Genomic DNA, 24111 nt, shown 5'->3' with positions numbered 1-24111 from the left:
TCGCAGGCTGGCCATCACGCGACGGCTTTGCGACGAAGGATGAGCGCAGGTTTCCGATGTGGAAGGCAGCCCGGTCCGGACTGCCTTCACTTCGCGCTTTGCCTCTCAGCGGCGGCCGAATAGCCCGCCCATCATACCGCCCAACAGACCGCCGGGGCCGCCCATCGGACTGCCGCCGCCACCACCGCCGCTATAATGGCGCCGGCCGCCGCCAGCGGAGGAACGGCGACGCACCGGCTCATCGTCTGCCTGCTCGGAGGAGGCTGCGCGGGTCGAAACGATCTCCGAGAGCAAGGCATTGTGCTGGAGCTTGTTGAGGTAACCCGTGGCGGGATAGCCACGAGCCGCCTGCCATCGCTTGATGACGGAACGGGTCTCGTCGTCGAACTTGCCCGTCGCCTTGACGTCAAAGCCGAGCCCGGTGAGGCGGCGCTGCACGTCACGGCGCTGGCTCTTGTCCAGACCGACCTGATCTTCGGACACCTGGTTGGCTTCCTCGGTGAACGTCGCGGGGTCGATCCCGGACGACAGATTGCGGGTGGTGTTGGACGGTCCATCCTGCAAGGCCGCGATGCGGGCGAGTGCGATCGATTTGAACGTGCCGTTCGGATAGTTGGTGAGATAGGCGTTGAGCTCCTCCACCTTGTTGGAGTCCTTGATCGACCGCCAGAACTCGAGCTCGACATCGGAGCCTTGCTTGGCCGCGGTCGATACCGCCGCGTTCGACGTATCCGCCGTGGCCGCAGCCGGCGCACCGACCGGATTGAGATAGACGTTGCCGGTGAGGTTGGTGTGCCCCCAGGGTAATTGTCCCTTGCTGGTCTCGTCACTGACCTGGGCGCGAACCTTGGTCATGGCCTGCTGGATCTCGACGCCGGGCTGGGCAATGTTGGCGACGAGTGCGCGGGTGAACGGGCTGTTCGTGCCGGCCTCGCCATCGAGGGCGGTCTGGCCGGGGCCGGTGGCAAAGGCAATCAGCGTGCCCTCGCCCGACTTCATCTCGGCAAGCCCAGTCTGCACGTTGACGGAGCGGGTGGCCTTGGCCGAACGGATTTTTGCGGCGAACGGGTTATCGCGGCATGCGTCCAGGAATACGAGTTTCACTTTCGCGTCCGCCATGGTCTGATCGAGCGTGACGTCGACATTGATCGCCGCGCCGAGCTTGACGTCCATCTCGGATTTCAGGTCTGCGTCGATCGGCAGCAGATAGTTGACACCGTTCACGGCAATGCCGTGGCCGGCATAGAAGAACACGGCAACATCGGCGCCCTCGCTCTTCTTGCCGAACTCCAGAAGCTTTGCGGTCATGGCGTCGCGGGTGAGGTTGGCGCCCTCGACGACATCGAAGCCGACATTGCGCAGCACCCTGGCCATTGCCTTGGAATCGATCGCGGGGTTGGGGAGCTGCGGGACATTCCTGTAGGCGGCGTTGCCCACCACGAAGGCGACGCGCTTGTCCGCGAAAGCCGCGTTGCCGCTGACGAAAAATGCTGCGATTGAAATTGCTGCGATCAAGAAGCGCATGATCATTCTCCCCTGATCCAAACTTCTTCGCTGCCATCGCATCGGCCTGAGCCGATCCGATCAGAGCAATCTGATCCAAATCACAACAACGCACTGTGATCTGGATCACCCGGGGATTTCTGCTGCTCGAACCGATCGGAAGGACGCTGCGACGGTTACGTTTCTGGGGCTGCTGACGCAGCGGGCAATAACGATTGGTGACGAGCAATGGCAGGGAGATTGTACCCGCTGCGGTTCGAAGTCCAGCTTAGTCGCGGACACGACTTCGAATGGGCGAGCTGCACCTGCACTCTGCTTTCGATGCGCTGGTTGAAACAGCCTTGCTTCCTGACAAAAGGTCTTGTGCTGCACCGGTGGTAAGCCACTGCCACTGGCCGGACTTGCAATGGATGCCGACCGGCTCCGGGGTTAAGATGCGCTTGGAATTCCGGACATTGGCAAATGTGACTCACGTCACATCAGGGCACTTGAAATCTGCCCTAGGCTCGCAACATCAAACCGCCATCAGGCGCAGCAGCGAGGATAAGGCAATGACCCGTTTTGATAAGTTTTTTGGACTGAAGGTGATTACCCTTATGGCCGCGCTGTCGATGACGGCGGGCCAGGCGCTCGCCGGCGACAACAACGTCTCCGCCGACCAGATCTTGAACGCGCTGAAGCCGAAGCCGGTGACCCGCGGCCTCTCCGTCGCTCCGCAGGCGGACACCGCCCAACGGGCCAAGGAATCGACCTTCCTCAACACCTTGCGCAACCGCGCGACCCGGTCGCTCTCGATGGGCGAGCGCGAGCAGATCGCCGAGCTCGCAGCGACCAAGCCGAAGATCGATCTGGAGATCCAGTTCGACTACAATTCCGCCGACATCGCCAAGACCTCGATGGCCTCGGTGCAGGCGCTCGGCAAGGCGCTCTCCGATCCGGCGCTGAAGGGATCGACCTTCGTGGTCGCCGGCCACACCGATGCGATCGGTGGCGAGGAGTTCAACCAGGGCCTCTCCGAGCGGCGCGCCGACACCATCAAGAAGTACCTGGTGCAGAACTACGGCCTCAACGCCAGCGATCTCGTCACCGTCGGCTACGGCAAGACCAAGCTAAAGGATGCCGCCAACGGCGCCGACCCGATCAACCGCCGCGTCCAGGTGGTGAACATGGAAGCCAAGACGGCATCGACGGCATCGAAGTGATCGCCAAAACCGTCCGCCGCACAAGCGGCGGGCGGCTTTCTGTTGTCAGATCCAGCTCTGAAACAGCATCAGGCGATTGAACGTCTGCATCGACGTACCGACGAATGCCGCCGAGATCGGCAGCATCACCGCAAAGCCAATGCTCGCGACGCCGACATAGGCCCACAGCAGCCAGCGCGGTAGGCCCTCCTTGCGCAGGACATGGACGAGCGCAAGTGAGGCGGCGGTTGCGGCCGGCAGATAGTAATAGATGAAACCGAGCGTGCGCGGCAGCAGTGCCCAGGCGAGCCACGGGCCGAAATAGAACGACGCAATCAGGAACGCGTCCCAACGGCGCTTGACGATGAAGTCGCGCAGCACGAGGGCGAGCGCGAGCAGCGCCGGCCACAGCACAAGCGGATTGCCGAGCAAGACGATCGCGGAGATACGGTCGTCAGCGATCTTGTCAAACAGAAACCAGACCGGACGTGCGAGCAACGGCCAGGACGGCCATGCGCTCATATAGGTATGGCCGGCGATCGCGGTGGTGGTGTTGTCGACGAAGATGCGGCGCTGTGCCTCGATCAAATCCGACAACGACAGCCCGTAGAGCGGTACGAAGGTTGCGAGATAGGCCACCGCAGGAAGCGCCGCGAAGCAGAGCGCGACATGGTGCAGCCTGAAGTCGGGCCAGAGGTCGGGACGATACCAGTCGTCCGGTTTTGCGTCGGCGAACAACGTGCGCCAGCCCTGCATCAGGCGGATCACCGCCACGATGACGATGCAGACGCCGAGCGGAAACAGCCCGCTCCATTTGCAGGCCGCGGCGAGACCGAACAGGCTGCCGGCGAGCGCGAACAGCGCGTGCGGGCGCTCTTTTCGAAAGCCGTGCAGGAAGGCGGCCGTGGCGAGCAGACCGAAGGCGAGCGCAAAGATGTCGAGCATCGCGATGCGCGCCTGCACGTACAGCATCTGGTTGGAGGCCGCGATCAGCGCGGCGGCGATGGCGGGTCCTTGCGCGGCGAACAGCGCAAGACCGCAGAGATAGACCGCGACGATCGCGAGTGCGCCGAACAGTGTCCCCGGATAGCGCCAGCCCAACGCATTGTCGCCGAACGTCACGATCGACAGCGCAATCAACTCCTTTGCCAGCGGCGGATGCATCGGGTTGAGCACGGGCTGCGACATCACGGGCGCAATCATCTGCCGCGCCGCCGGCACGTAATGCACCTCATCGAACACGAACTGGTCCGGCGTGGTGAGGCCGATCAGCAGCGCGAGATGCGCGGCCAGGAAAATCGCAACAGCGATCACTGCGCTCCGCGACATCGGCGGAACTGCAGGCACGTCCAGCGGCCGTTGTGGAGATGCTTTGCGTGACAAACCCGCGATACCCCGGGGCGAAGAATGAAATGGCTCGCATGTTTGAACGCATTCTGCCGCAACTGTCACTAAGCATCACGCGCGTCCCGCACCGCTTGTGATAATTCCGCCACATCACAAGCATGTGCCGTCATGCCCCGCGGCCCGGCTACACCAAGGCTTCGCCGGGCTTGGGGTCTCGGGCCGCCGAAGCTTTAGCGAAGGCGGCAGGCGGGGCATCCAGCACGCCGCGGCTTCTACGCATTACGTCACGGCCTCTGGAATACTGGATCGCCCGCCCCAGTGCGCAATTGCGCACAAGGCGGGCGATGACAGCGATCGTGTGGCGGGCGGAACTAGCCGCCTCACGCCTCCGACTTACCCTCGAACGCCCGGCGCACGCCTTCGATGTCGAGCTTGACCATCTTCATCATAGCCTGCATCGCACGCCTTGCCGCGGCGGTATCGGAGCTGGAGAAGAACTCGAACATCGCTTTCGGCACCACCTGCCACGACACGCCGTAGCGATCCTTCAGCCAGCCGCATTGCTCGGCCTTGCCGCCATGAGCGAGGAAGGCATCCCAGACGCTGTCGACCTGCGCCTGGTCCTCGCAATTGATCATCAGCGACAGCGCGTGGGTGTACTCCATCTTCATGCCGCCGTTCAGCGCGACGAAGCGCTGTCCGCCCAGCGTGAACCCGACGACGAGCACCGAGCCCTCCTTGCCGGACGGATTGTCGGCGACGTTGCGCTGAACGTGCAGGATCTCCGAGTCAGGCATCAGCGAGACGTAGAAGTTCGCGGCCTCCTCGGCATTGCCGTTGAACCACAAGCAGGGTGTGACCTTGGACATCGTGGATGCTCTTCTCTAGTTGTTTTGCTCAGGTTTCGATCAGACGTTCACCATGGCGGGCTGTGTCGGCGCCGCCGCGAGGTCCATCCAGTTCACGCCCCACATATGACCATCCGGATCCTCGAAGCTGCGGCCGTACATGAAGCTGTATTCGTCTTTCGGGCTGGGATCGGCCACTCCACCCGCAGCCTCGGCCTTGGCGACGATCTCGTCCACGTCGTTGCGGCTGTCCGCGGACAGGCAGAGCAGCACCTGGTTCGAGGTCTTCGCATCTGCAATAGGCTTCGGCGTGAACTGGCGGAATTTGTCGTGGGTCGTTAGCATCGCGTAGATGGTCTCGGAAAAGACCATGCAGGACGCCGTCTCATCGCTGAACTGCGGGTTCTTGACCGCGCCGATCGCTTCATAAAAGGCGGTCGCGCGCTTGAGGTCGGTTACCGGCAGGTTGATGAAGATCATCTTGGGCATCGAAAGCTCCTTGGCGATAGGTCACGCCCAAGGACGGATGGCCAGGCGGCCATCCGACACGGCTTCCGAATATTTTTTGACGCAGGCCTGCGCAGGGCAATCGCATTTGAATAAGCCTCTGGTGAGCGGCTTCCCTGCGGCCCATCCTTCGAGACGCCCGCTTTTGGCGGGCTCCTCAGGATGAGGTCTTCATTTGCGGCGAGGTCTTGGACCCTCATGGTGAGGAGCGCCGCCTTACGGCGCGTCTCGAACCATGAGGCCGAGCACGTTCACAGCCTCCAAAGCGCCATATGCGATCGTCCTGCAAGCTTGCGGGGTTCTGTCGCAGAGCCCCGTGAGCCTTTTTGGGCAGCCCTACTTCGTCTCGTTCGGATCCCGGTGCACGGGATCGATCCACAGCACCGTCTCGGGCTTCTCGACCGGCTCGATGTCGAGATTGATTGCGACCGCCTCGCCGTCGCTGCGCACCAGCACGCATTCCAGCACCTCGTCGGGGCTGGCATTGATCTCCTGATGCGGCACGTAGGGCGGCACATAGATGAAGTCACCGGGGCCCGCTTCCGCGGTGAACTGGAGATGCTCGCCCCAGCGCATCCGCGCCTTGCCCTTCACCACATAGATGATGCTTTCAAGATGACCGTGGTGATGCGCGCCGGTCTTGGCGTCCGGCTTGATGCTGACCGTGCCGGCCCACAATTTCTGCGCGCCGACGCGCGCGAAATTGATCGCGGCCTTGCGGTCCATGCCGGGCGTCGAGGGCACGTTCGGATCGAGCTGGTTGCCGGGAATGACGCGCACGCCATCATTTTTCCAGCGATCGTCGTGATCGTGATGGTGGGAATGGGTGTGTTCGTGGCCGGTCATTGGTCTTGCTTTCTGCTGGTTCCGTGCCCGGCAAGCTAACCAAAGCCGCGGCCTCAAGCCATACCCAAATCGGAACGCTCATAGCCGCCCTGCAGAAGCTGAAAAGCGAAAAGACCGGCCGAAGGGCCGGCCTTTTTGTTTGTCTGTCATTCCAGGGCGATGCGTCAGCATCGAACCCGGAAATCTCGAGATTCCGGGTTCGGCTCTCCGAGCCGCCCGGAACGACGGAGGAGGCTTATTTCACCGCGAGCAATTCAACGTCGAACATCAACGTCGCATTCGGCGGGATCACACCGCCGGCGCCGCGCGCGCCGTAGCCGAGCTGCGGCGGGATCACCAGCGTGCGCTTGCCGCCGACCTTCATCGAAGCAACGCCCTCGTCCCATCCCGCGATGACGCGGCCCTTGCCGATCGGAAACTCGAACGGCTCGTTGCGGTCGACCGACGAATCGAATTTCTTGCCCTTCTGGCCGTTTTCATAGAGCCAGCCGGTGTAGTGCATCACGCAGATCTGGCCGGGTTTTGGCGAAGCGCCGGTGCCGACGACGCTGTCGATGATCTGCAAGCCTGAAGCTGTGGTCATGGTCTTTCCTGCGGTCTGGGCCGAGGCCGTGGTGGAAACGAAATGCGACACGCCGCCGATCACGGTGATCGCGAGTGCCGACATGAGGGCGAGGAGCGCGCGCTGAAGACGCTGCATAAGACACCTTCCGTTTGAGGCGGAGAGGTGTCTAGCGCAACGCTACCAGGGTTTCCACCCCTCACACCTCGATATTTTCCAGCCGTACCGGCAGCTTGCGGATGCGCTGGCCCGTGGCGTGATAGATGGCATTGCAGACCGCGGCATTGGTACCGACATTGGCGAGCTCGCCGAGGCCCTTTGCGCCCGCGGGATTGATGTGATCATCCCGCTCAGAGAGCAGAATCACCTCGACGCCGGGCACGTCGGCATTCACGGGCACGAGATAGTCGGCAAAGTTGTCGTTGACGTAGCGTGCATAGCGTTCGTCGATCTCGGTGGATTCGAGCAGCGCCGAGGACATGCCCCAGATCAGGCCGCCCATGAGCTGGCTGTGCGCGGTGCGTGGGTTCATGATGCGCCCAGCGGCGAAGGCACCGACAATACGCGGCGCGCGGATCTCGTGCGTGAAGCGGTTGACCCTGATCTCGATGAACTCCGCGCCGAAGGCATAGGCGATCTTGTCATTCAGGTTGCTGCCGCCGACGAGCCGCACGTGTCCGCTGTGCATGGCCTGGAGGGAATCCAGGGGCGCGCCTTCCGGCTTCCACTCGCCATATTCCTCGACCACGCTGATGCCGAGAGCGTCGAACGCCTTCTCGAGATCGAGCGGATGGTCGCCCTTCGCCGCCTGCGTTGCAGGCGTCTGGCCCATGCCGACGGTTTCCTTGGCTTTGTCGGTCAGGCTCTCGTTCGGCATCATCGCCTTGAACAGACGCTGCCGTATCTGGTCGCACACCATCATCACCGCCGAACAGGTGCTCGCTGTCGAGTTCGAGCCGCCCGCGACCGGCGCGGGCGGCAGGTCGCTGTCGCCGATGAAGACGGCGACCTTCTCCAGCGGCACGCCAAGCCGCTCGGCCGCGGTCTGGGCAATGATGGTGTAGGCGCCGGTGCCGATCTCGTGCCCGGCAATCTCGACGCGGGTGCGGCCGTCGCGTTGCAGCCGCACGCGCGCCGCGGAGGGCCCCATCTGTGTGGGATAGCAGGTGGCCGCACAGCCGTAGCCGACCAGCCAATCGCCGTCCGACATCGACTTCGGCTCCGGCGAGCGCTGCGACCATCCGAACGCTCTCGCCGCTTCATCGAAGCACGCCATCAGCGAGCGCGACGTATAGGGCTTGCCGCCGATCGGCTCGTTGGTGGTGTCGTTGATGCGGCGAAGCTCGATCGGGTCCATGTTCAGCTTGACTGCGAGCTCGTCCATCGCGCTTTCCAGTGCGAACAGATACGGCACCTCCGGCGGCGAACGCATGAAGCCCGGCGTGTTGCGGTCGGCGCGCACGATCGACACGAGGCTGTCGACGTTCGGACAGGCGTAGAGCCGCGTCGTGGTCTTGGTGCCGCCGACGCAGTAGGGATCAGGACGCGAGGAGACCTCCGCACCCTCGTGCCTGAGCGCGACCAGCCTGCCGTCGCGGCTCGCGCCGAGCTTGATCTCGTGCCGTGTCTCGGCGCGATAGGTCGCAATCGTAAAGCCCTGGTCGCGGGTCGGAACGAGCTTGACGGGGCGATTGAGACGCTTCGCGATGCCGGCGATGATCGCGGTCCGCGGCGTCATCGAGCCGCGCGAGCCAAAGCCGCCGCCGACGTAGGGATTGACCACGCGCACCCTGTCGGCATCGATGCCGAGCTGCTCGGCCACGCCGTTCTTCAGGCCATAGACGTACTGGCTCGGCTCGTAGATGACGAGATTGTCGCCCATCCAGACGCAGCTCGTCGCAAACAGCTCCATCGGATTGTGGTGCTGCGTCGGCGTCGCGTAGGACGCGGTGAGCTTGACCTCGGCCTCATCGAACGCCTTGGCGAAATCGCCGACCTTCGGGTCTTCCCTGAACTGCGGGTTCTGTCCTTTCGCACCAGCCGTCGTTGTTCCCGGCGAGTCGAAGGTCGCGCTGGGCATCGTGGCGGTGTAGTTGACCTTGACCCGGTTGGCGGCCTCGCGCGCCGCCTCGTAGCTCTCGGCGACGACGACCGCGATGATCTGGCCATCATGCGCGACGTCGGCAGATTTCAGCGGCTGAATGGTGGTTCCGGCATAGCCACCACTGCTGAAGAGCTTTGAGTCCTTCAGCTTCGGCCCGTTCTCATGCGTCACGATATCGATTAGGCCGCGGACACCCCTCGCATCGTCGAGATCGCAGCTGTCGATACGGCCCTTTGCGATCGCGCTCGTGACCAGGAATGCGTAGGCTGGGTTCGCCAGCGGCATGTCGGACGCGTAGGTCGCGCGTCCCGTCACCTTCGAAACCGCGTCATAGCGCGGCACGGGCTTGCCCATATTCGCCTTCGGCTCGGGAGCGGCAGCGGTCATGGTCAGATCTCCATCATTACGGCCTGCTGGAGCGCGTGCGTCACCACGCGCTTGCCGAGCGCGATCTTGAAGCTGTTGTGCCGGCGGCCCCTCGCCTCCGCGAAAGCGGCATCCGCCACACGCTGCGCCAGTCCCTCGTCGAATCTCTGTCCCTTCAGCAGCGCCTCCGCCTCGCGCGCCCGCCAGGGCACGGTGGCGACACCACCGAGTGCGACACGCGCATCCCTGATCACACCGTCCTGCACGTCGAGCGCCACCGCGGCCGAGGACAAGGCGAACTCATAGGACTGCCGGTCGCGCGTCTTGAGATAGACCGAACGCGGCCAACGCCCCGGGACCGCAAAGGCCGAGATCAACTCGCCGGGCTGAAGCATCGTTTCAATCTCGGGCGAGTTACCGGGCATCTTGTGCAGCTCTGCGAACGGCATGCTGCGAGTGCCGGACTTGCCGGTGATCTCGACCGTGGCATCCAGCGCGATCAGCGCCTGGGCAAAATCGCCGGGATAGGTCGCGATGCATTGGTCGGAGGTACCGAGCACCGCATGCATGCGATTGAATCCATCCATCGCGGCACAGCCGGAGCCCGGGTTGCGCTTGTTGCAATTCTCGTAGGAGATGTCGCGGAAATAGCTGCAGCGCGTCCGCTGCATCACATTGCCGCCCAGCGTCGCCATGTTGCGCAGTTGCGCGCTGGCGGCGAGCTTCAGGGAGTCCGCGATCACGGGGTAACTGCGCGGGATCTCGGGATGCGCGGCGACGTCGGACATTTTCGCGAGCGCGCCGAGCCGCATGCCGTCTCTGCCCGGCTCGATCGCCGACCAGCCTCGCGCAAGCGGGTTGATGTCGACGATCGCGGCAGGCCGCATCACATCGAGCTTCATCAGATCGATCAGCGTCGTGCCGCCGGCGAGCGGCTGCGCCGCGGCCTGGGTCAGCGGATTGTTGGCAGTTGCGGCTGCGCTGAGCGCCTGCACGGCCGTGTGAGGGTCGGTCGCCCTCTGATATTGGAAGGATCGCATGTGCCTAGCCTTTCATGATCTCGGGCGCAGCCTGCTTCACGGCGGCGACGATGTTGGGATAGGCGGCACAGCGGCAGATGTTGCCGCTCATGTATTCGCGGATGTCGGCATCGCTGCCAGCATGGCCCTCCTTCACGCAAGCGACGGCGGACATGATCTGTCCGGGCGTGCAATAGCCGCACTGGAAGGCGTCGTTGTCGACGAAAGCCTGCTGCATCGGATGCAGGTGGTCATCGGTGGCGAGCCCCTCGATCGTGGTGATCTCGTGGCCTTCAGCCGCGAGCGCGAGGGTCAGGCACGACACCACGCGCCGATCGCCGATCAGCACCGTGCAAGCACCGCACTGACCATGATCGCATCCCTTCTTGCTGCCGGTGAGCCCGAGATGTTCGCGCAGCGCATCGAGCACGGTGGTGCGCGCGTCGATGAGTAGATGCTTGTCATTGCCGTTCACCCGCAACGTCACGTCGACGGGGAGCGCGGGATCCTGCGCGGGCGGTGAACTCGCATCCGCCGCAGCGGCGCGCGCGGTCATCGGAACAAGCGCGCTGCCGGCCGCGCCGGCGATGAACGCGCGGCGATCGAATCCGGATGATTTGGAACTTGAATTTTCGGACATGGACGGCCTCCGCCGCTTGAGCAAAGCAGCGCACGCCTGCACCGCTCATCGCCCCTTAACTTGGGCCAATGAGCTCTGTTCCGAACGAGATCAGGCGACGCAGCAGATGCTGCGTCGCCCGCCGTCAACTTTTCCTGATCGCGCGAGGAACTTCGCCTCGCGCAACGCTGAGATTAATAGCCGAGCGCGCAGCCGTCCTTGCGCGGATCGGAACCGCCAGTGAGTGTGCCCTTGTCCCAATCGATCCAGATCGCCTGGGCACCGCCGAGCGGGCCGACCACGCTCGTGGTCTTGTGCCCAAGCTTCTTCAGTCCCTCGACGATCGCCGCCGGCACGCTGTCCTCGAGCTGGTACTGGCCCTCGTAGTGCAGGCCGCGCGGCATGTCGATCGCCTCCTGCAGGTCGTAGCCAAAGTCGAGGATGTTGGTCAGCACATGCGTCTGGCCGGTCGGCTGATACTGGCCGCCCATCACGGCGAACGGCATCACCGAACGGCCGCCCTTGGTGAGGAGACTCGGCATGATCGTGTGGAGCGGGCGCTTACCGCCCGCGATGCAATTGGGATGACCGGGCTGGATGCGGAAACCGCCGGCGCGGTTCTGGAACAAGACGCCGGTCTTGTTGGAGACGATCGCCGAGCCGAAGGAATGCGCGATGGAATTGATGAACGAGCAGACGTTGCGGTCCTTGTCCACCACGGTGATGTAGATGGTCGAGGGATTCATCGGCGGCGCGACGTTCGGCAATTCGAGCAGGCCGTCCATGCGGATCTTGCTGATGTACTCGTCGGCAAAGCCCGTCGCGAGCATCTCGGCGACGTTGATCTTCATGTGATCGGGTGAGGCGACATGCATCTCGCGATTCATGTAGGCGATCCGCGCGGCCTCGGCCTCGAGATGGAAGCGTTCGACGCTAAGCGGCGCGAACTTGGTCAGGTCGAACCGCGACAGGATGTTCAGCATCAACAGCATGGTGACGCCGGGTCCGTTCGGCGGGCACTGCCAGACGTCGTAGCCCTTGTACGTGGTCCCGATCGGCGTCGTCACCTCGGTGGTGTGCGCAGCAAAATCGTCGAGCGTGTGCAGGCCGCCGATGCCGCGCAGGGTCTCGACCATGTCTTCCGCGATTTGTCCCTTGTAGAAGGCGTCGCGGCCGTCCTTGGCGATCGCCCGCAGCGTCTTGCCGAGCTCGGGCTGGCGAATGACGTCGCCGGCCACTGGTGGCTTGCCGTGCGGCAACAGATAACGCTCGGTGTTGGTGCCGTTCTTCAGCTTCTCGAACTGGTTCTTCCAGTCAAAGGCGATGCGGGGCGCGACGACATAGCCCTCTTCCGCCGCCTTGATCGCGGGCTGGAACAGGCGGTCGAAGCCGAACTTGCCGTGGTCGCGCAGCACGGTGGCGAAGGCGTCGACCACGCCGGGGATCGAGACCGCATGGGCCGAGGTCAGCGGCACCGAGTGGATTTTGCGCTCGAGATACCAGTCGGCGTTCGCCGCCTTCGGCGCCCGGCCGGAGCCGTTATAGGCGATGATCTTGCCCTCGCCGCGCGGCTGGATGAGCGCGAAGCAGTCGCCGCCGATGCCGGTCGATTGCGGCTCGATCACACCGAGGACCGCCGAGCCCGCGACCGCCGCGTCCACCGCAGTACCGCCCTCCCGCAGCACCTCGATCGCGGCGAGCGAGGCCTGCGGATGCGACGTCGCCACCATCGCGTTGGTGGCGTGGACCGTGGACCTGCCGGGGAAATGGAAGTTTCTCATGCCAATTCTTGCTCTCTTGCCGCTGGCGCGCGCCTCGCGCGCCATCCCGAAAAAACCGCGTCTACATGACACATTCAGGCCGGACGCGGCAATGGCTGGCATACCAGCGAAAGGCTGCCATCCGCTGCGGGAATAGACGGCCCGCTTGCGGGTTTTCCGGGTGCCGGCCGCCTGCTAAATGGGCGCCATGACGTGTCAGAACATGGCTTACAAGGTCGCCGCCTTCTACCAGTTTGCCGCCCTGCCCGATTACCGCGAGCTGCGCGAGCCGCTGCGCGCGTTCTGCGCCGGGCTGTCCCTGAAAGGCAGCGTGCTGCTGGCCCAAGAGGGTATCAACGGCACCATCGCGGGTGCGCCCGACGCGATCGACGCGTTTGCCCATGAGCTGGCACACGGCGACATGTTCGGCGGCAGGCTCGACCATCTCGAATTGAAGTTCTCCACCGCCGCAGCGATGCCGTTCGGCCGGCTCAAGGTGCGGCTGAAGAAGGAGATCGTCACGCTCGGCGATGAGGCCGCCGACCCGACGCGCCAAGTCGGCATCTATGTCGACGCCGCCGAATGGAATGCGCTGATCGCGGCGCCCGACACGCTCGTGCTCGACACCCGTAACGCCTTCGAGGTCGCAATGGGCACGTTCGAGGGCGCAGTCGATCCCGGCATCAAGAGCTTTGGCCAGTTCAAGGACTTTGCTGCAAGGCAGCTCGATCCCGCAAGACACCGCAGGATCGCGATGTTCTGCACCGGTGGCATCCGCTGCGAGAAGGCAAGCGCGCATCTGCTCGCGCGCGGCTTTGCCGAAGTCTATCACCTCAAGGGCGGCATCCTGAAATACCTGGAAGAGGTGCCCGAGGCGCAGAGCCGCTGGCGCGGCGAATGCTTCGTGTTCGACGAGCGCGTGGCGCTCGGACACGGCCTGCGCGAACGAGACAAGGGGCGCGCACGTGACGAATGAGATCAAGGCGTTGAGCGAACGTATCGACACGCTGGAGACGCGCCTCGCCTATCAAGACGACACCATCGAAACGCTGAACCAGACCATCACGGCGCAATGGAAGCAGATCGACGCGCTGACGCGGCAGATCGCGCAGCTCGCCGAACGGCTCCAGGAGGCCGAAGCCAATGCGCCGGGACCCGCCAATGAGCGGCCGCCGCACTACTGAAAAACCATAGGCCTTTAGAAGCCGGAAGCCTTGGGCAACAGGTTCGTCACCTCGCCCGCCATCATCAGGCGGTCGCGGCCGGATGCCTTGGCGGTGTAGAGCGCACGATCGGCGGCTTCCACCAGCAATGCTCCCCCTGCGGTACGCTCGAGTGCCGGCCGGCACGCCGCGCCGCCAAGCGAGGCGGTGACACAGCTAGAGGCCTGATTGGACGTATGGACGAGATCCGCCGCGCGGATCGCCCGGCGAATCCGTTCGCCGATCCGCGCGCAACCGGCCGCATCGGTGTTCGGCAGCAGCATGGCGAACTCCTCGCCGCCATAGCGCGCCGCGAGATCGCCGGCGCGCTGCATCTCGGCCGACAGAATCTTCGCAACCACACGCAGGCAGGCATCGCCCGCGGGATGGCCATATTCGTCGTTGTAGGCCTTGAAGTGATCGACGTCGATCATCAAGAGGGCAAGGCTCGAGCGGTCGCGATAAGCGCGCGCCCATTCCTCGTTGAGGCGTTCGTCGAAGCGGCGGCGGTTGGCGAGCCCGGTGAGGCTGTCCTCGATCGCAAGGGTCTCGAGCCTGGTTTCCAGCTTCTTCTGCTCAGTGATGTCGCGCGAGATCGCGACCACGCCGTCGACGGTGCCATTGTCCTCGCGCGTCACCCGCATGGTCGATTCGAGCCATACCTCGGAGTTCAGCCGGTGCGCGTTGCGGTAGGTGACCCGCGCCTCATCCTTCTCGCCACGTTTCATGGCATCGACGATGGCCTGAACCTGCGGCTGGTCGTCCGGATGGATGCCGGCGAGCGCCTGCGTTCCGATAAGCTGATTGGCGCGCCAGCCGACGACGCGAACCGAGGAGGGCGAGACATAGCGCAGCCGCTCGTCGAGCCCGATGCGGGTCACCATGTCGCTCGAGCCTTCCGCGAGCAGGCGGAAATGAGCCTCCTTCTCGCTAAGGGCTGCCGCCATGCGCTGGCCGCGCTGCAACTGCCGCACCAGCACCGCGCCGATGATGGCGATCAGCATCACCAGCGCAAGCACGTAGAGCATGCGGGAGATCGCCGCCGCACGCCACGGCGCGAGCAATTCCTCCTTGTCGACTGTGGCTAGCAGGACGAGCGGATAGCGGCCGCTGCGCTTGAAGAAGCTGACGCGCTCGAGGCCGTCCAGCAGCGACCTGAAATGATAGGCGCCACCAGGCCGCTGCAGAGTAGGATCCCGAAACAGCGGCGTATCGGCGACGCTGCGGCCCACGAACTTGTCGTTGCTCGGGCTGCGCGCGATGATCAGGCCGTCGCCGTGCACAAGCGTCACCGAGCTGTTGCGGCCGATCTCGAACTGCTCGTAAAAATGCGAGAGATAGTTGGCGCTGATGGTCGCCAGCACGACGCCGCCGAAGCTGCCGTCCAGCTTGTTGAAGCGGCGGGACAGGGTGACGACCCATTCGCCGTCCATAAGGCTCTTCACAGGGCGGCCGACATAGGCCTCCCGCCTCGGCGAAAACTCGTGATGACGGAAGAACTCGTCGTCGCTGAGCGTCGAAGTGACCGCGCCCGAGCTGGTCAGCCAGTTGCCCTTGTCGTCGATGATGGCAAGGCTGTGAATGCGCGCGACCGCCTTCTTGCGCGCCTCCAGGAGATTCCGCAGCTTTCCGATGGTGGCTGGATCGGTACCGTCCATCTCCAGCCGGCTGACGACACCGACCACCCCGGAATCCAGCAGATCGAGACTGTCCTCGGCGTGCTGCGTCAGCGAGCGGGCGACGTTGGCCATCTCCGTCTCGGCGCCTTTGAGCACCGCCTCGCGCGCACTCCATTCGCGCCAGCCACTGACGCCGAGGATCGCCGTGCAAGTCAGCACGACGAACGCCGCCGCCCGTAGCGGCAGGCGACTCCATCCGGCTCTCTGTGAGACGACGTCCATGCGGCAGGATTCTCCGATCATTCGGAAACTCCGCCGCTTCTGTTATCGAACCCTGAAATTGCCGCCGAGATTCACCGCGATATGCGGGCTTTCCGTACTCCTACGGACGCAATCGTCCGCAGATCGCTAACAAGGTATTATCAAGCCTATCGGAAACCGGCGGTCCCCTAACCCGGAGCTGAAGTCGGCCTTAACCTTCTCCCAGAGCGAAGCGTTGTCGGCTCAGTGTCGGCCTTCGAGGGCGTCGGCTGGGCGGCACTGACGGGATCCGACGCAGGGAAGGTGTCGACCAGTCCGGCGTCAAGCTTGGCCTGGGTCTCGCGATCCGCGGCGAGCGCCTTGCGCGGATCCTCTGCATGCTTGTCATGCGGCGCGGGATTGAATCGTGCAGCCATGATCGCCTCCGTCGGCTGACCAACGCGCCCCATTTGCACCGGTTCCCCTGTTTCGCTCACGCCTTTGGCGGTGTATCAGGAACCGCAACCATCAGGACAGTTCGTGCCCCAATCAGCGACGAAACCCTTCATCGACGTGCTCTCCGGCCAGCGCCAAGCCGTTCCGCCGGTCTGGATGATGCGGCAGGCCGGCCGATATCTGCCCGAATACCGCGAGGTCCGTGCGAAGGCCGGCGGCTTCCTCGATCTCTGCTTTTCTCCGGAACTTGCCGCCGAAGTCACGCTGCAGCCGATCCGAAGGTTCGGCTTCGATGCGGCGATTATCTTCTCCGACATTCTGGTGATCCCCTACGCACTCGGCCGCTCCGTGCGCTTCGAGGTCGGGGAAGGTCCGCGCCTGGAGCCGCTGGATGATCCCGGCAAGGCCGCCACGCTGGCGCCACGCGCCGATTTCACCAAGCTCGCGCCGGTGTTCGAGGCCTTGCGCATCGTGCGCGGCACGCTCGATCCGAAGGTTGCGCTGATCGGATTCTGCGGCGCGCCGTGGACGGTCGCAACCTATATGGTCGCGGGCCACGGCACGCCGGACCAGGCGCCGGCGCGGACAATGGCTTATCGGCATCCTGAGGCATTTTCGACGATCATCGATGTCCTCGTCGAGAACTCGATCGAGTATCTGCTGGCGCAACTCGCCGCCGGCGCCGACGCCTTGCAGATTTTCGATACCTGGGCCGGCGTCTTGCCGCCGGCCGAGTTCGCGCGCTGGTCAATCGAGCCGACGCGGCGCATCGTCGCGGGCGTGCGCGCCAAGGTGCCGGACGCAAAAATCATCGGCTTTCCCCGCGGCGCCGGCGCACTGCTGCCACCCTATGTCGAGGCAACCGGCGTCAACGCCGTCAGCATCGATTGGACCGCAGAGCCAGCCTTCATCCGCGAGCGCGTGCAGACGCGCGTTGCCGTGCAGGGCAATCTCGATCCCCTGGTGCTGATCACCGGCGGCGATGCGCTCGACCGTGCCGTCGACAACGTGCTGGCAAATTTTGCCGAAGGAAGGTTGATCTTCAATCTCGGCCACGGCATCCAGCCGGAAACGCCGATCGCCCATGTCGAGCAGATGCTGAAGCGCGTGCGGGGATGAAGCGTCCACGCTCTTTCCGTTCCCTCCCCCCTTGCGGGTCAGGGAGGGGGTAGCCACAAGCACCCAGCGTTCATTGTGGCTACCCCCTCTCCAGCTCTCCCCCGCAAGGGGGGAGAGGGCGCAGTGTGCCGCGTGGCGACCAACCGTTTCGATGTGACCGCAGCCGGGAGTCGCACGCTCCAACAAAAAACTCGAAAACAACCCCATGCAAAGTAGAAATCATTGAAGGATTTCGTCCGGCATGGCCTAGAGTCCCGCAGCGAAGGCATTTGACACGTCGGGCAAAACAGGAGCACGATTCCATGATCGCGCCGACGTCGTTTTGCGGCGGGCTTACCGCGGCCGGCTGCGCTCGATGATCTCGGCTGCGCCCTTGGCGAGCAGCTCGAGCCCGACCGCGCGGCCGAGCTCGCGCGGGCGGTTGGCGGGCCCTGATTGCGCGGCTTCGATGATGGTATTGCCGGACAGATCGAGCACGGATGCGGTGAGCGACATCCGATCGCCGTCGATGGTCGAGTAACCCGCCACCGGCGAGTTGCAGTGGCCGTTGAGCACCCACAGCACCTCGCGCTCGGCATCGGCGCAGGCATGCGCGGCCGGATCGTCGATCGATGCGAGGATGCGCCGCGTCTCCCAGTCCTGCGCCGCGCATTCGACGGCGACGATGCCCTGGCCCGCGGCGGGCAGCATCTCCGCAGGTGTGAACTCGTAGGCAATGCGGCTCGCAAGACCAACGCGATCGAGTCCCGAGCGCGCCATGATCAGCGCGTCCGCCGGTCCCACCGCGCCGCCATCCGGCAGACGCTGCTTCTCGCCATTGTCGAGCTTGCGCACGCGCGTGTCGGCGGCGCCGCGGAAGTGGATCACCTCCACTTGCGGAAACAGCCGGCGGGCATAGGCCGCGCGCCGCACCGCATTGGTGCCGATCTTGAAGCCCTTGCCGCGCGACTGACGCAGCGCCTCCAGTGTCACGCCGTGGCGCAGCACAAGCGCATCGCCGGGCGGATCGCGGGAGAGCGTGGCGCCGATCACGAGGCCGGGCGTGTCCTCGTTGCCGGGCATGTCCTTCAGCGAGTGCATCGCCGCCTGCAACTCGCCCGACAGCACGGCGGCGCGGATCTGCGCCACGAAGGCACCGCCCTTGCCGCCATGCGGTAACAGCTTGCTGGTCTGATCGAGATCGCCCGTGGTGTCGAACTTGACGATCTCGATTTCGAGATCGGGCATGGCGGCGGTCAGGCGGCGCGCGATCTCTTCCGTCTGTGCCAGCGCCATCGCGCTCTTGCGCGTGCCGATCTTAAGTCGCGTAGCCAACTCTTTATCCTTTCGAAGCGCGTGGTTACCGCGCATCCTCCAATATCATGTCGGAGGCCTTTTCCGCGATCATGATGATCGGCGCATTGGTGTTCCCGGACACGAGGTCCGGCATGATCGAGCCATCGACGATGCGAAGGCCGACGAGGCCCTTCACCTTCAGCCGCTGATCGACCACCGCCAGCGCATCATTGCCCATACGGCAGGTCGAGGTCGGATGATAGATGGTGCTGCCGCGCTCGCGGCAGAAATCCAGCAGTTCCGCATCCGTGGATACCTTCGCGCCCGGATCGACCTCGTCGACCACGAACGGCTTCAGCGCCTGCGCGCCCAGGATCTTGCGCAGGATCTTCAGGGCTTCGACGTTGGTCGTGCGGTCGGTTTCGGTCGACATGTAGTTGATGCGGATTTCCGGCGGCACGGTCGGATCGGCGCTTCTGATCCGCAGGCTGCCGCGGCTCTCGGGCCGGAGCTGGCACACCGAGGCAGTGAAGCCGGAAAAATCGTGCAGCTTCTCGCCCATCTTGTCGGTCGAGAACGGCAGGAAGTGGACCTGGATGTCGGGCGAGGCGAGCCGCGGGCTGGTCTTGAAGAACGCCCCTGCGGTACCCGCCGCGATCGTCAGCCAACCCTTGCGGAACAGCGCATAACGCGCGCCTTCGAGCGTGCGGCGGATCGGATGATTGACGGTGTCGTTCAGCGTGATCTTCTGCGAGCAGCGCATCACGATGCGGACCTGCATGTGGTCCTGAAGATCGTGGCCGACGCCCTCCGCGTCCAGCACCACGTCGATGCCGTGCTTGCGCAGGAGATCGGCGGGACCGACGCCGGAGAGCTGCAGGAGCTGCGGCGAGTTGTAGGCGCCGCTCGACAGCACGACCTCCTTGCGCGCCCGGGCGCGGCGAAGCTGAGCGCCTTGCCGGTACTCGACGCCGACCGCGCGCCGGCCTTCGAACAGGATGCGCTGGCCGAGGGCGCCGGTCTCTATCTTGAGATTGCCGCGGGTCTTGGCCGGGCCGAGATAGGCTACCGCCGTGGAGGCGCGGCGGCCGTTGCGCGTCGTGGTCTGGAACAGGCCGACGCCCTCCTGCGAGGCGCCGTTGAAATCCGGGTTGTAGGGCAGACCAGTCTGGACGGCGGCATCGATGAAAGCCTTTGACAGCGGATCGGTCATGATCATGTCCGATACCGGCAGCGGGCCGTCGCTGCCGTGGAATTCGCTGGCCCCGCGTGCCTGGTTCTCCGCCTTCTTGAAATAGGGCAGCACGTCGTCATAGCCCCAGCCGGTGTTGCCGAGCTGGCGCCAGCGGTCGTAGTCCTCATGCTGGCCGCGGACGTAGAGCAGGCCGTTGATCGAGCTCGATCCGCCCAGCGTCTTGCCGCGCGGCTGGAACACCTGACGTCCCTTGAGCTCGGGTTCCGGCTCGGTCTGGTACATCCAGTTGACGGTCTTCTCCTTGAACAGCTTGCCATAGCCGAGCGGCACGTGGATCCAGATGTTGGCGTCCTTCGGCCCCGCTTCCAGCAGCAGAACGGTGTGCTTGCCGTTCGCAGAGAGCCGGTTGGCGAGCACGCAGCCGGCAGAGCCGGCGCCGACGATGATGTAGTCGAATTGCGGATCGGACGGCGCGGGGTGAGAATTTGCGTTCATGTCGTGCTGTTCTTGTTGTTGGTTGGTAGGCGTTTCCGTTTTCGTCACTTAGCACAATCATTCGGCAAGGCGCAGCGCCTCGACCAGCGACTTGAACGCACGGGCATATTCCGCTCCGGCCCTTGCGATATCCGCGCGTCCGGCGCAGGCGACCGCGGCTTCAGTCACGGCGCCCAGCAGCAGCCGCGCCAGCGGCTCGACCGGTTGACGCGCGATCAGGCCGGCTTCCATGGCCGCAGCGATGGCGCGCGGCAGCTTGCCGCCGAAATGCTGCGCATCGATCTCGCGCCAGCGCTCCCAGCCGAGCACCGCCGGGCCGTCGCGCAGGATGATCTGACCGGTCGGACCCTTGGCGGTCGCGGCAAAATAATGCTGCGTGCCGGCGACCATCGCGGCGAGCACGTCCTTCTCGGTCCGCGCGGCGCGATCGATCTCGATGACGAGGTCGCGCGAGACGAGATCGAACACCGCCTCGAACACCGCCTCCTTGGTCTTGAAGTGATGATACACCGCGCCCTTCGCGACGCGGGCGGCTTCGGCAATCTCGTCCATGGTGGTGGCGGCAAAACCTTGGGTCCCGAACAGGCGGCGCGCCGCCGTCAGGATCGCCTCCGATGTTGCAGCCCGCCGTTCCGCCTGTTTTGCCATACGTCTCCTCTAGTCGAATTCGGCGCACGCAGCCAGTCAGTGCTGCAATGACCTGAGCACCACGCGCCGCGCCGACGCTGCACCCTCTCCCCTTGTGGGAGAGGGTGGCTCGCCGCGCAGCGGCGAGACGGGTGAGGGGTCTCTTTCCGCGAACTCCCTCTTACATTCGAGTTTGCTGAAGCAACCCCTCATCCGGCGCCGTAGCCGAAGCTTCGCTTCGGCGTTCTTAAGAACGGCGGCCAAAGGCCGCCTATGCCACCTTCTCCCACAAGGGGAGAAGGGGGCACGAGCGTGCGCGGCTAAATCAGTTGACTTTTCGACTAACGGTCGGTATTTACCGACTAACAGTCTGTTTTTATCGTGAGGTGTCGCATGCCGAGCCGTGGGATCGTGGAAGCCTTTGCAGGACGGCTGGAGGCCGGGGATTTCGTCGGCGCAGTCGAGCAGTTTTACGTGCCCGATGCCGCCACCTATGAAAACAATGCCGAGCCGACAATCGGGCGTGACAAGCTGGCCGCGAAGGAACGCGGCGTGCTCGCCGCTTTCAAGGAGGTCAAGGCCGTCCGCATCGGGCCGAGCCTGATCGAGGGCGACAACGTCGCCACGCGCTGGATTTTCAGCTTCACCAATGCGGAAGGCGTCACGCGGACGCTGGAGGAGATCGCCTGGCAGACCTGGCGCGGCGATGAGCTAATCGAAGAGCGGTTCTATTACGATCCGAAGCAAATGGGGCGCTGACCGCGCCGCGGACGCAAGCGCTAGATACGTGAACGAAATCAATTGTTGAGAAAGGGCTGTCATGCCCCGCGAAGGCGGGGCATCCAGTACGCCGCGGCCTATCCGTATTCGTCGCTGTCTCTGGAATACTGGATCGCCCGCCCCAGTGCGCAATTGCGCACAAGGCGGGCGATGACAGCGGTCGTAGTGGGGGCAAAGGCGCTCTCGCAGCATCACCCGCATTTGTATCGATTTGTTATCGATACGAATGCTTGGGCACCGAGAAGTGATCGCGGCGAGGCCGGACAGCGGGGATAATTCATAGTTCGTCAAAGCTTTGCAGCGAATTCTCCGGGTCGAGCCGGAAATACGGCCAATGTTGCTGCAGGCTCTGGAATGCGGACCCAACTGACCTCCTATTTCGCACGGCTGTTCGCCGGCGATCTGTCCGCGTTCGGCGGACCCGCAACGGACGAAGCTGTCGCCGGCCACATCCGCGCCGAGCAGATGTCGCTCGTGCTCGGCTATTCCGTCGGCATCATGCTCGCCAATGCATGCAATGCAGCCGTGCTCGCCATCGCCCTGTGGCATTCGCCGGACTGGAAGCTGGCCTTGGTCTGGGCGATCATCGTCGCCGGTGCCGCGGTCGCATTCGGCCTGCAATCCCGCGCGTCGCGCCGCATCACCAAACCGCAATTCGTGTCGCGCCGCGCCGTGTACCGGCTCGTACGGAATGCCTTCATCCTCGGCACGGCCTGGGGCATCGTGCCGGTCGCCTTCTTCGCCAATGCCGACACCGGCGGGAAGCTCATCATCACCTGCCTGTGCTCCGGGATGCTGGCCGGCGGCGCGCTCGCCTTCGCCACGATCCCGATCGCGGCCATCGCTTTCACGACGCCGCTCTTCGTCGGCATCGCCATCTGTCTCGGCCGCAGCGACGATCTTGCCTATCTGCTGATCGCCATCCTGGTGGCGGTCTACGGATCGGTGCTGCTGCGTGGCGTGTTCGTCAATTCGTTCGCGTTCACGCATCGCGTGATGCGGCAGATCGAGACTGAACGCAACGTGCGACAGGACCCGCTGACCCAGCTACCCAACCGCTTTGCCTTCAACGAGACGCTCGATGCCGCCCTGAAGAGGCTGGCGCTGTCCGGCGAGGAGTTCGCGGTGCTTCTTCTCGACCTCGATCGCTTCAAGGAGATCAACGACAAGTTCGGCCATCCCGCCGGCGACGAATACCTCGTCCAGGTTGCGAGCCGGCTGCAGCGCTGTACCCGTGCGGCCGAGCATGTCGCACGCATCGGCGGCGACGAGTTCGCGCTGGTGATGGCGAACCTGGCGCGCCCCGAGGATGCGCTCGAGATCGCCGAACGCTTCGCTGCAGCCTTCGCCGAGCCGTTCACGATCGAGGGCCGCGAGATCGTCGGCGCGACCAGCGTCGGCATCGTGCTGGCACCGCGCGACGGCAACACGACGCTCGACATCATGAAGAATGCCGACACCGCGCTCTACCGGGCCAAGAAGGCCGGACCCGGCACGGTCCGCTTCTTCGAGATCAGCGACGACAAGGCGTCGCGCGACCGCAAGGCGCTGCAATCGGATCTGGAAGGCGCGGTCGCGCGGAACGAGCTGTTCCTGGTCTACCAGCCGTTCCTCCATCTCGGCGAAAGCCGGATCACCGGCTTCGAGGCGCTGCTGCGCTGGCAGCATCCCTCGCGCGGACTGGTCCCGCCGAGCGAGTTCATTCCGATCGCGGAAGAGACCGGGCTGATCCACGAAATCGGCGAATGGGCCATCCGGCGCGCCTGCGCGACGCTGGCGCACTGGCCGGAGGATATCAGGGTCGCCGTAAATTTCTCCGCGGCGCAATTTCACAACACGGGAATCCTGCAGACCATCGTGCAGGCGCTTGCCGATGCGAAGATCGCCCCACATCGGCTCGAGATCGAGATCACGGAATCGATGCTGCTGTCGAAGTATGGTTCGGCGGCCTCGATCCTGAACGCCCTGTTGCAACTCGGCGTCACGGTAGCGCTCGACGATTTCGGCACCGGGTTCTCGTCACTGACTTACTTGCGCAAGCTGCCGTTCAGCCGGATCAAGATCGACCAGTCCTTCATCCGCGACATGCTGGTGCAGCCGGACTGCGCCGCGATCGTGAAGTCGGTGATCTCGCTTGCGCGCGACTTGAAGATCGGCGTGGTCGCGGAAGGCGTCGAGACCGCCGACCAGCTCGAATATCTGCGTCAGACCCAGTGCGACGAAGTCCAGGGCTATCTCATCGGCCGGCCGGCATCGGCCGAGCAGGTGCTGGCGTTGCTCGACCCGAAGAAACGCCGCGCGACCTACGCGGCGTAAGTCTTCTGCGGCCATCCTCGAGACGCCCGCCCTCGGCGGGCTCCTCAGGATGAGGCCGATCTTCGCGGCGAGACTTTAGACCCTCATGGTGACGAGCGCCGCCTTACGGCGCGTCTCGAACCATG

At 64.3% G+C, this 24111-nt stretch carries 20 protein-coding genes and 1 pseudogene; 6 read left to right on the top strand and 15 right to left on the bottom strand.

Annotated features, from left to right (window positions below; translation table 11 throughout):
• Window positions 1-105: 105 nt before the first annotated feature.
• Window positions 106-1524, bottom strand: a complete 1419-nt coding sequence (locus tag MTX21_RS37515) for a caspase family protein (protein ID WP_280969463.1) — start codon at window positions 1522-1524, stop codon at window positions 106-108.
• Between the two features lie 530 nt (window positions 1525-2054).
• On the opposite strand from MTX21_RS37515, the gene MTX21_RS37510 reads away from it, so the two are divergent.
• Window positions 2055-2705 carry an OmpA family protein gene (locus tag MTX21_RS37510; RefSeq protein WP_280969462.1) on the top strand — a complete coding sequence of 217 codons (651 nt, stop codon included), beginning with the start codon at window positions 2055-2057 and terminating at the stop codon, window positions 2703-2705.
• A gap of 45 nt (window positions 2706-2750) precedes the next feature.
• On the opposite strand, the gene MTX21_RS37505 is transcribed toward MTX21_RS37510, so the two are convergent.
• The 9 genes from MTX21_RS37505 to ggt form a co-directional block, all read right to left on the bottom strand.
• Window positions 2751-4013, bottom strand: coding sequence for a phospholipid carrier-dependent glycosyltransferase (locus MTX21_RS37505; RefSeq protein WP_280969461.1), 1263 nt, complete (start codon window positions 4011-4013; stop codon window positions 2751-2753).
• Between the two features lie 398 nt (window positions 4014-4411).
• On the bottom strand, window positions 4412-4900 hold the full coding sequence (locus MTX21_RS37500) for a VOC family protein (RefSeq protein WP_280969460.1): 489 nt from the start codon (window positions 4898-4900) through the stop codon (window positions 4412-4414).
• Window positions 4901-4939: 39 nt separating this feature from the next.
• Complete coding sequence (locus MTX21_RS37495; RefSeq protein ID WP_280969459.1) at window positions 4940-5368, bottom strand: VOC family protein; 429 nt, start codon at window positions 5366-5368, stop codon at window positions 4940-4942.
• 354 nt (window positions 5369-5722) lie between these two features.
• Window positions 5723-6232: a cupin domain-containing protein gene (locus MTX21_RS37490; protein WP_280969458.1), complete on the bottom strand. Its 510-nt coding sequence runs from the start codon at window positions 6230-6232 to the stop codon at window positions 5723-5725.
• Between the two features lie 235 nt (window positions 6233-6467).
• Window positions 6468-6932 (bottom strand): FKBP-type peptidyl-prolyl cis-trans isomerase, encoded by a 465-nt coding sequence (locus tag MTX21_RS37485; RefSeq protein ID WP_280969457.1) that lies wholly within the window; start codon window positions 6930-6932, stop codon window positions 6468-6470.
• Window positions 6933-6993: 61 nt separating this feature from the next.
• The gene (locus tag MTX21_RS37480) at window positions 6994-9285 is read right to left on the bottom strand and encodes a xanthine dehydrogenase family protein molybdopterin-binding subunit (protein ID WP_280969456.1); all 2292 of its coding nucleotides are present in this window, start codon (window positions 9283-9285) and stop codon (window positions 6994-6996) included.
• A gap of 2 nt (window positions 9286-9287) precedes the next feature.
• Window positions 9288-10304, bottom strand: a complete 1017-nt coding sequence (locus tag MTX21_RS37475; RefSeq protein ID WP_280969455.1) for a xanthine dehydrogenase family protein subunit M — start codon at window positions 10302-10304, stop codon at window positions 9288-9290.
• 4 nt (window positions 10305-10308) lie between these two features.
• Window positions 10309-10923 (bottom strand): (2Fe-2S)-binding protein, encoded by a 615-nt coding sequence (locus tag MTX21_RS37470; protein WP_280969454.1) that lies wholly within the window; start codon window positions 10921-10923, stop codon window positions 10309-10311.
• 173 nt (window positions 10924-11096) lie between these two features.
• Window positions 11097-12683, bottom strand: a complete 1587-nt coding sequence (ggt, locus tag MTX21_RS37465; RefSeq protein WP_280969453.1) for a gamma-glutamyltransferase — start codon at window positions 12681-12683, stop codon at window positions 11097-11099.
• A gap of 202 nt (window positions 12684-12885) precedes the next feature.
• Here ggt and MTX21_RS37460 point away from each other — a divergent pair, with 202 nt between their 5' ends.
• Both MTX21_RS37460 and MTX21_RS37455 read left to right on the top strand, forming a co-directional pair.
• The gene (locus MTX21_RS37460; RefSeq protein WP_280969452.1) at window positions 12886-13638 is read left to right on the top strand and encodes a rhodanese-related sulfurtransferase; all 753 of its coding nucleotides are present in this window, start codon (window positions 12886-12888) and stop codon (window positions 13636-13638) included.
• Entirely contained in the window at window positions 13628-13846 is a 219-nt protein-coding gene (locus MTX21_RS37455) for a SlyX family protein (protein WP_280969451.1), read from the top strand. The genes MTX21_RS37460 and MTX21_RS37455 overlap by 11 nt, the downstream gene beginning before the upstream one ends.
• 14 nt (window positions 13847-13860) lie before the next feature.
• On the opposite strand, the gene MTX21_RS37450 is transcribed toward MTX21_RS37455, so the two are convergent.
• On the bottom strand, window positions 13861-15765 hold the full coding sequence (locus MTX21_RS37450; RefSeq protein ID WP_280970913.1) for a diguanylate cyclase: 1905 nt from the start codon (window positions 15763-15765) through the stop codon (window positions 13861-13863).
• Window positions 15766-15891: 126 nt separating this feature from the next.
• A pseudogene (locus tag MTX21_RS37445) lies at window positions 15892-16160 on the bottom strand (hypothetical protein).
• A gap of 103 nt (window positions 16161-16263) precedes the next feature.
• Between MTX21_RS37445 and hemE the strand changes: the two are divergent.
• Window positions 16264-17298 carry a uroporphyrinogen decarboxylase gene (gene hemE / locus MTX21_RS37440; protein WP_280969450.1) on the top strand — a complete coding sequence of 345 codons (1035 nt, stop codon included), beginning with the start codon at window positions 16264-16266 and terminating at the stop codon, window positions 17296-17298.
• Window positions 17299-17631: 333 nt separating this feature from the next.
• On the opposite strand, the gene hemC is transcribed toward hemE, so the two are convergent.
• Genes hemC through MTX21_RS37425 form a run of 3 tightly spaced genes read right to left on the bottom strand, consistent with a single transcriptional unit; the run spans window position 17632 to window position 20911 of the window.
• The gene (gene hemC, locus MTX21_RS37435; protein WP_280969449.1) at window positions 17632-18612 is read right to left on the bottom strand and encodes a hydroxymethylbilane synthase; all 981 of its coding nucleotides are present in this window, start codon (window positions 18610-18612) and stop codon (window positions 17632-17634) included.
• Between the two features lie 25 nt (window positions 18613-18637).
• Window positions 18638-20263 (bottom strand): choline dehydrogenase, encoded by a 1626-nt coding sequence (locus tag MTX21_RS37430; protein ID WP_280969448.1) that lies wholly within the window; start codon window positions 20261-20263, stop codon window positions 18638-18640.
• Between the two features lie 57 nt (window positions 20264-20320).
• Window positions 20321-20911 (bottom strand): TetR/AcrR family transcriptional regulator, encoded by a 591-nt coding sequence (locus MTX21_RS37425; RefSeq protein WP_280969447.1) that lies wholly within the window; start codon window positions 20909-20911, stop codon window positions 20321-20323.
• 372 nt (window positions 20912-21283) lie between these two features.
• Between MTX21_RS37425 and MTX21_RS37420 the strand changes: the two genes are divergently transcribed.
• On the top strand, window positions 21284-21649 hold the full coding sequence (locus MTX21_RS37420) for a nuclear transport factor 2 family protein (RefSeq protein ID WP_280969446.1): 366 nt from the start codon (window positions 21284-21286) through the stop codon (window positions 21647-21649).
• Window positions 21650-22024: 375 nt separating this feature from the next.
• Entirely contained in the window at window positions 22025-23986 is a 1962-nt protein-coding gene (locus tag MTX21_RS37415; protein WP_280969445.1) for an EAL domain-containing protein, read from the top strand.
• The last annotated feature ends 125 nt before the right edge of the window (window positions 23987-24111 follow it).

Origin of the sequence: Bradyrhizobium sp. ISRA430, assembly GCF_029909975.1 — a bacterium.
GTDB lineage: Bacteria > Pseudomonadota > Alphaproteobacteria > Rhizobiales > Xanthobacteraceae > Bradyrhizobium.
Note: the sequence above shows the minus strand (reverse complement) of the source record. Positions and strands in the feature narration are given on the sequence as shown.

Bases quoted from the DNA above. Each gene is read 5' to 3' on its own strand.
- MTX21_RS37470 (WP_280969454.1), bottom strand. From the start codon at position 10,923: ATGTCCGAAAATTCAAGTTCCAAATCATCCGGATTCGATCGCCGCGCG.
- MTX21_RS37510 (WP_280969462.1), top strand. From the start codon at position 2,055: ATGACCCGTTTTGATAAGTTTTTTGGACTGAAGGTGATTACCCTTATG.
- ggt (WP_280969453.1), bottom strand. From the start codon at position 12,683: ATGAGAAACTTCCATTTCCCCGGCAGGTCCACGGTCCACGCCACCAAC.
- MTX21_RS37420 (WP_280969446.1), top strand. From the start codon at position 21,284: ATGCCGAGCCGTGGGATCGTGGAAGCCTTTGCAGGACGGCTGGAGGCC.
- MTX21_RS37415 (WP_280969445.1), top strand. From the start codon at position 22,025: ATGCGGACCCAACTGACCTCCTATTTCGCACGGCTGTTCGCCGGCGAT.
- MTX21_RS37490 (WP_280969458.1), bottom strand. From the start codon at position 6,232: ATGACCGGCCACGAACACACCCATTCCCACCATCACGATCACGACGAT.
- MTX21_RS37430 (WP_280969448.1), bottom strand. From the start codon at position 20,263: ATGAACGCAAATTCTCACCCCGCGCCGTCCGATCCGCAATTCGACTAC.
- MTX21_RS37425 (WP_280969447.1), bottom strand. From the start codon at position 20,911: ATGGCAAAACAGGCGGAACGGCGGGCTGCAACATCGGAGGCGATCCTG.
- MTX21_RS37505 (WP_280969461.1), bottom strand. From the start codon at position 4,013: ATGTCGCGGAGCGCAGTGATCGCTGTTGCGATTTTCCTGGCCGCGCAT.
- MTX21_RS37515 (WP_280969463.1), bottom strand. From the start codon at position 1,524: ATGCGCTTCTTGATCGCAGCAATTTCAATCGCAGCATTTTTCGTCAGC.
- MTX21_RS37485 (WP_280969457.1), bottom strand. From the start codon at position 6,932: ATGCAGCGTCTTCAGCGCGCGCTCCTCGCCCTCATGTCGGCACTCGCG.
- MTX21_RS37495 (WP_280969459.1), bottom strand. From the start codon at position 5,368: ATGCCCAAGATGATCTTCATCAACCTGCCGGTAACCGACCTCAAGCGC.
- MTX21_RS37460 (WP_280969452.1), top strand. From the start codon at position 12,886: ATGGCTTACAAGGTCGCCGCCTTCTACCAGTTTGCCGCCCTGCCCGAT.
- MTX21_RS37480 (WP_280969456.1), bottom strand. From the start codon at position 9,285: ATGACCGCTGCCGCTCCCGAGCCGAAGGCGAATATGGGCAAGCCCGTG.
- MTX21_RS37475 (WP_280969455.1), bottom strand. From the start codon at position 10,304: ATGCGATCCTTCCAATATCAGAGGGCGACCGACCCTCACACGGCCGTG.
- MTX21_RS37450 (WP_280970913.1), bottom strand. From the start codon at position 15,765: ATGGACGTCGTCTCACAGAGAGCCGGATGGAGTCGCCTGCCGCTACGG.
- MTX21_RS37500 (WP_280969460.1), bottom strand. From the start codon at position 4,900: ATGTCCAAGGTCACACCCTGCTTGTGGTTCAACGGCAATGCCGAGGAG.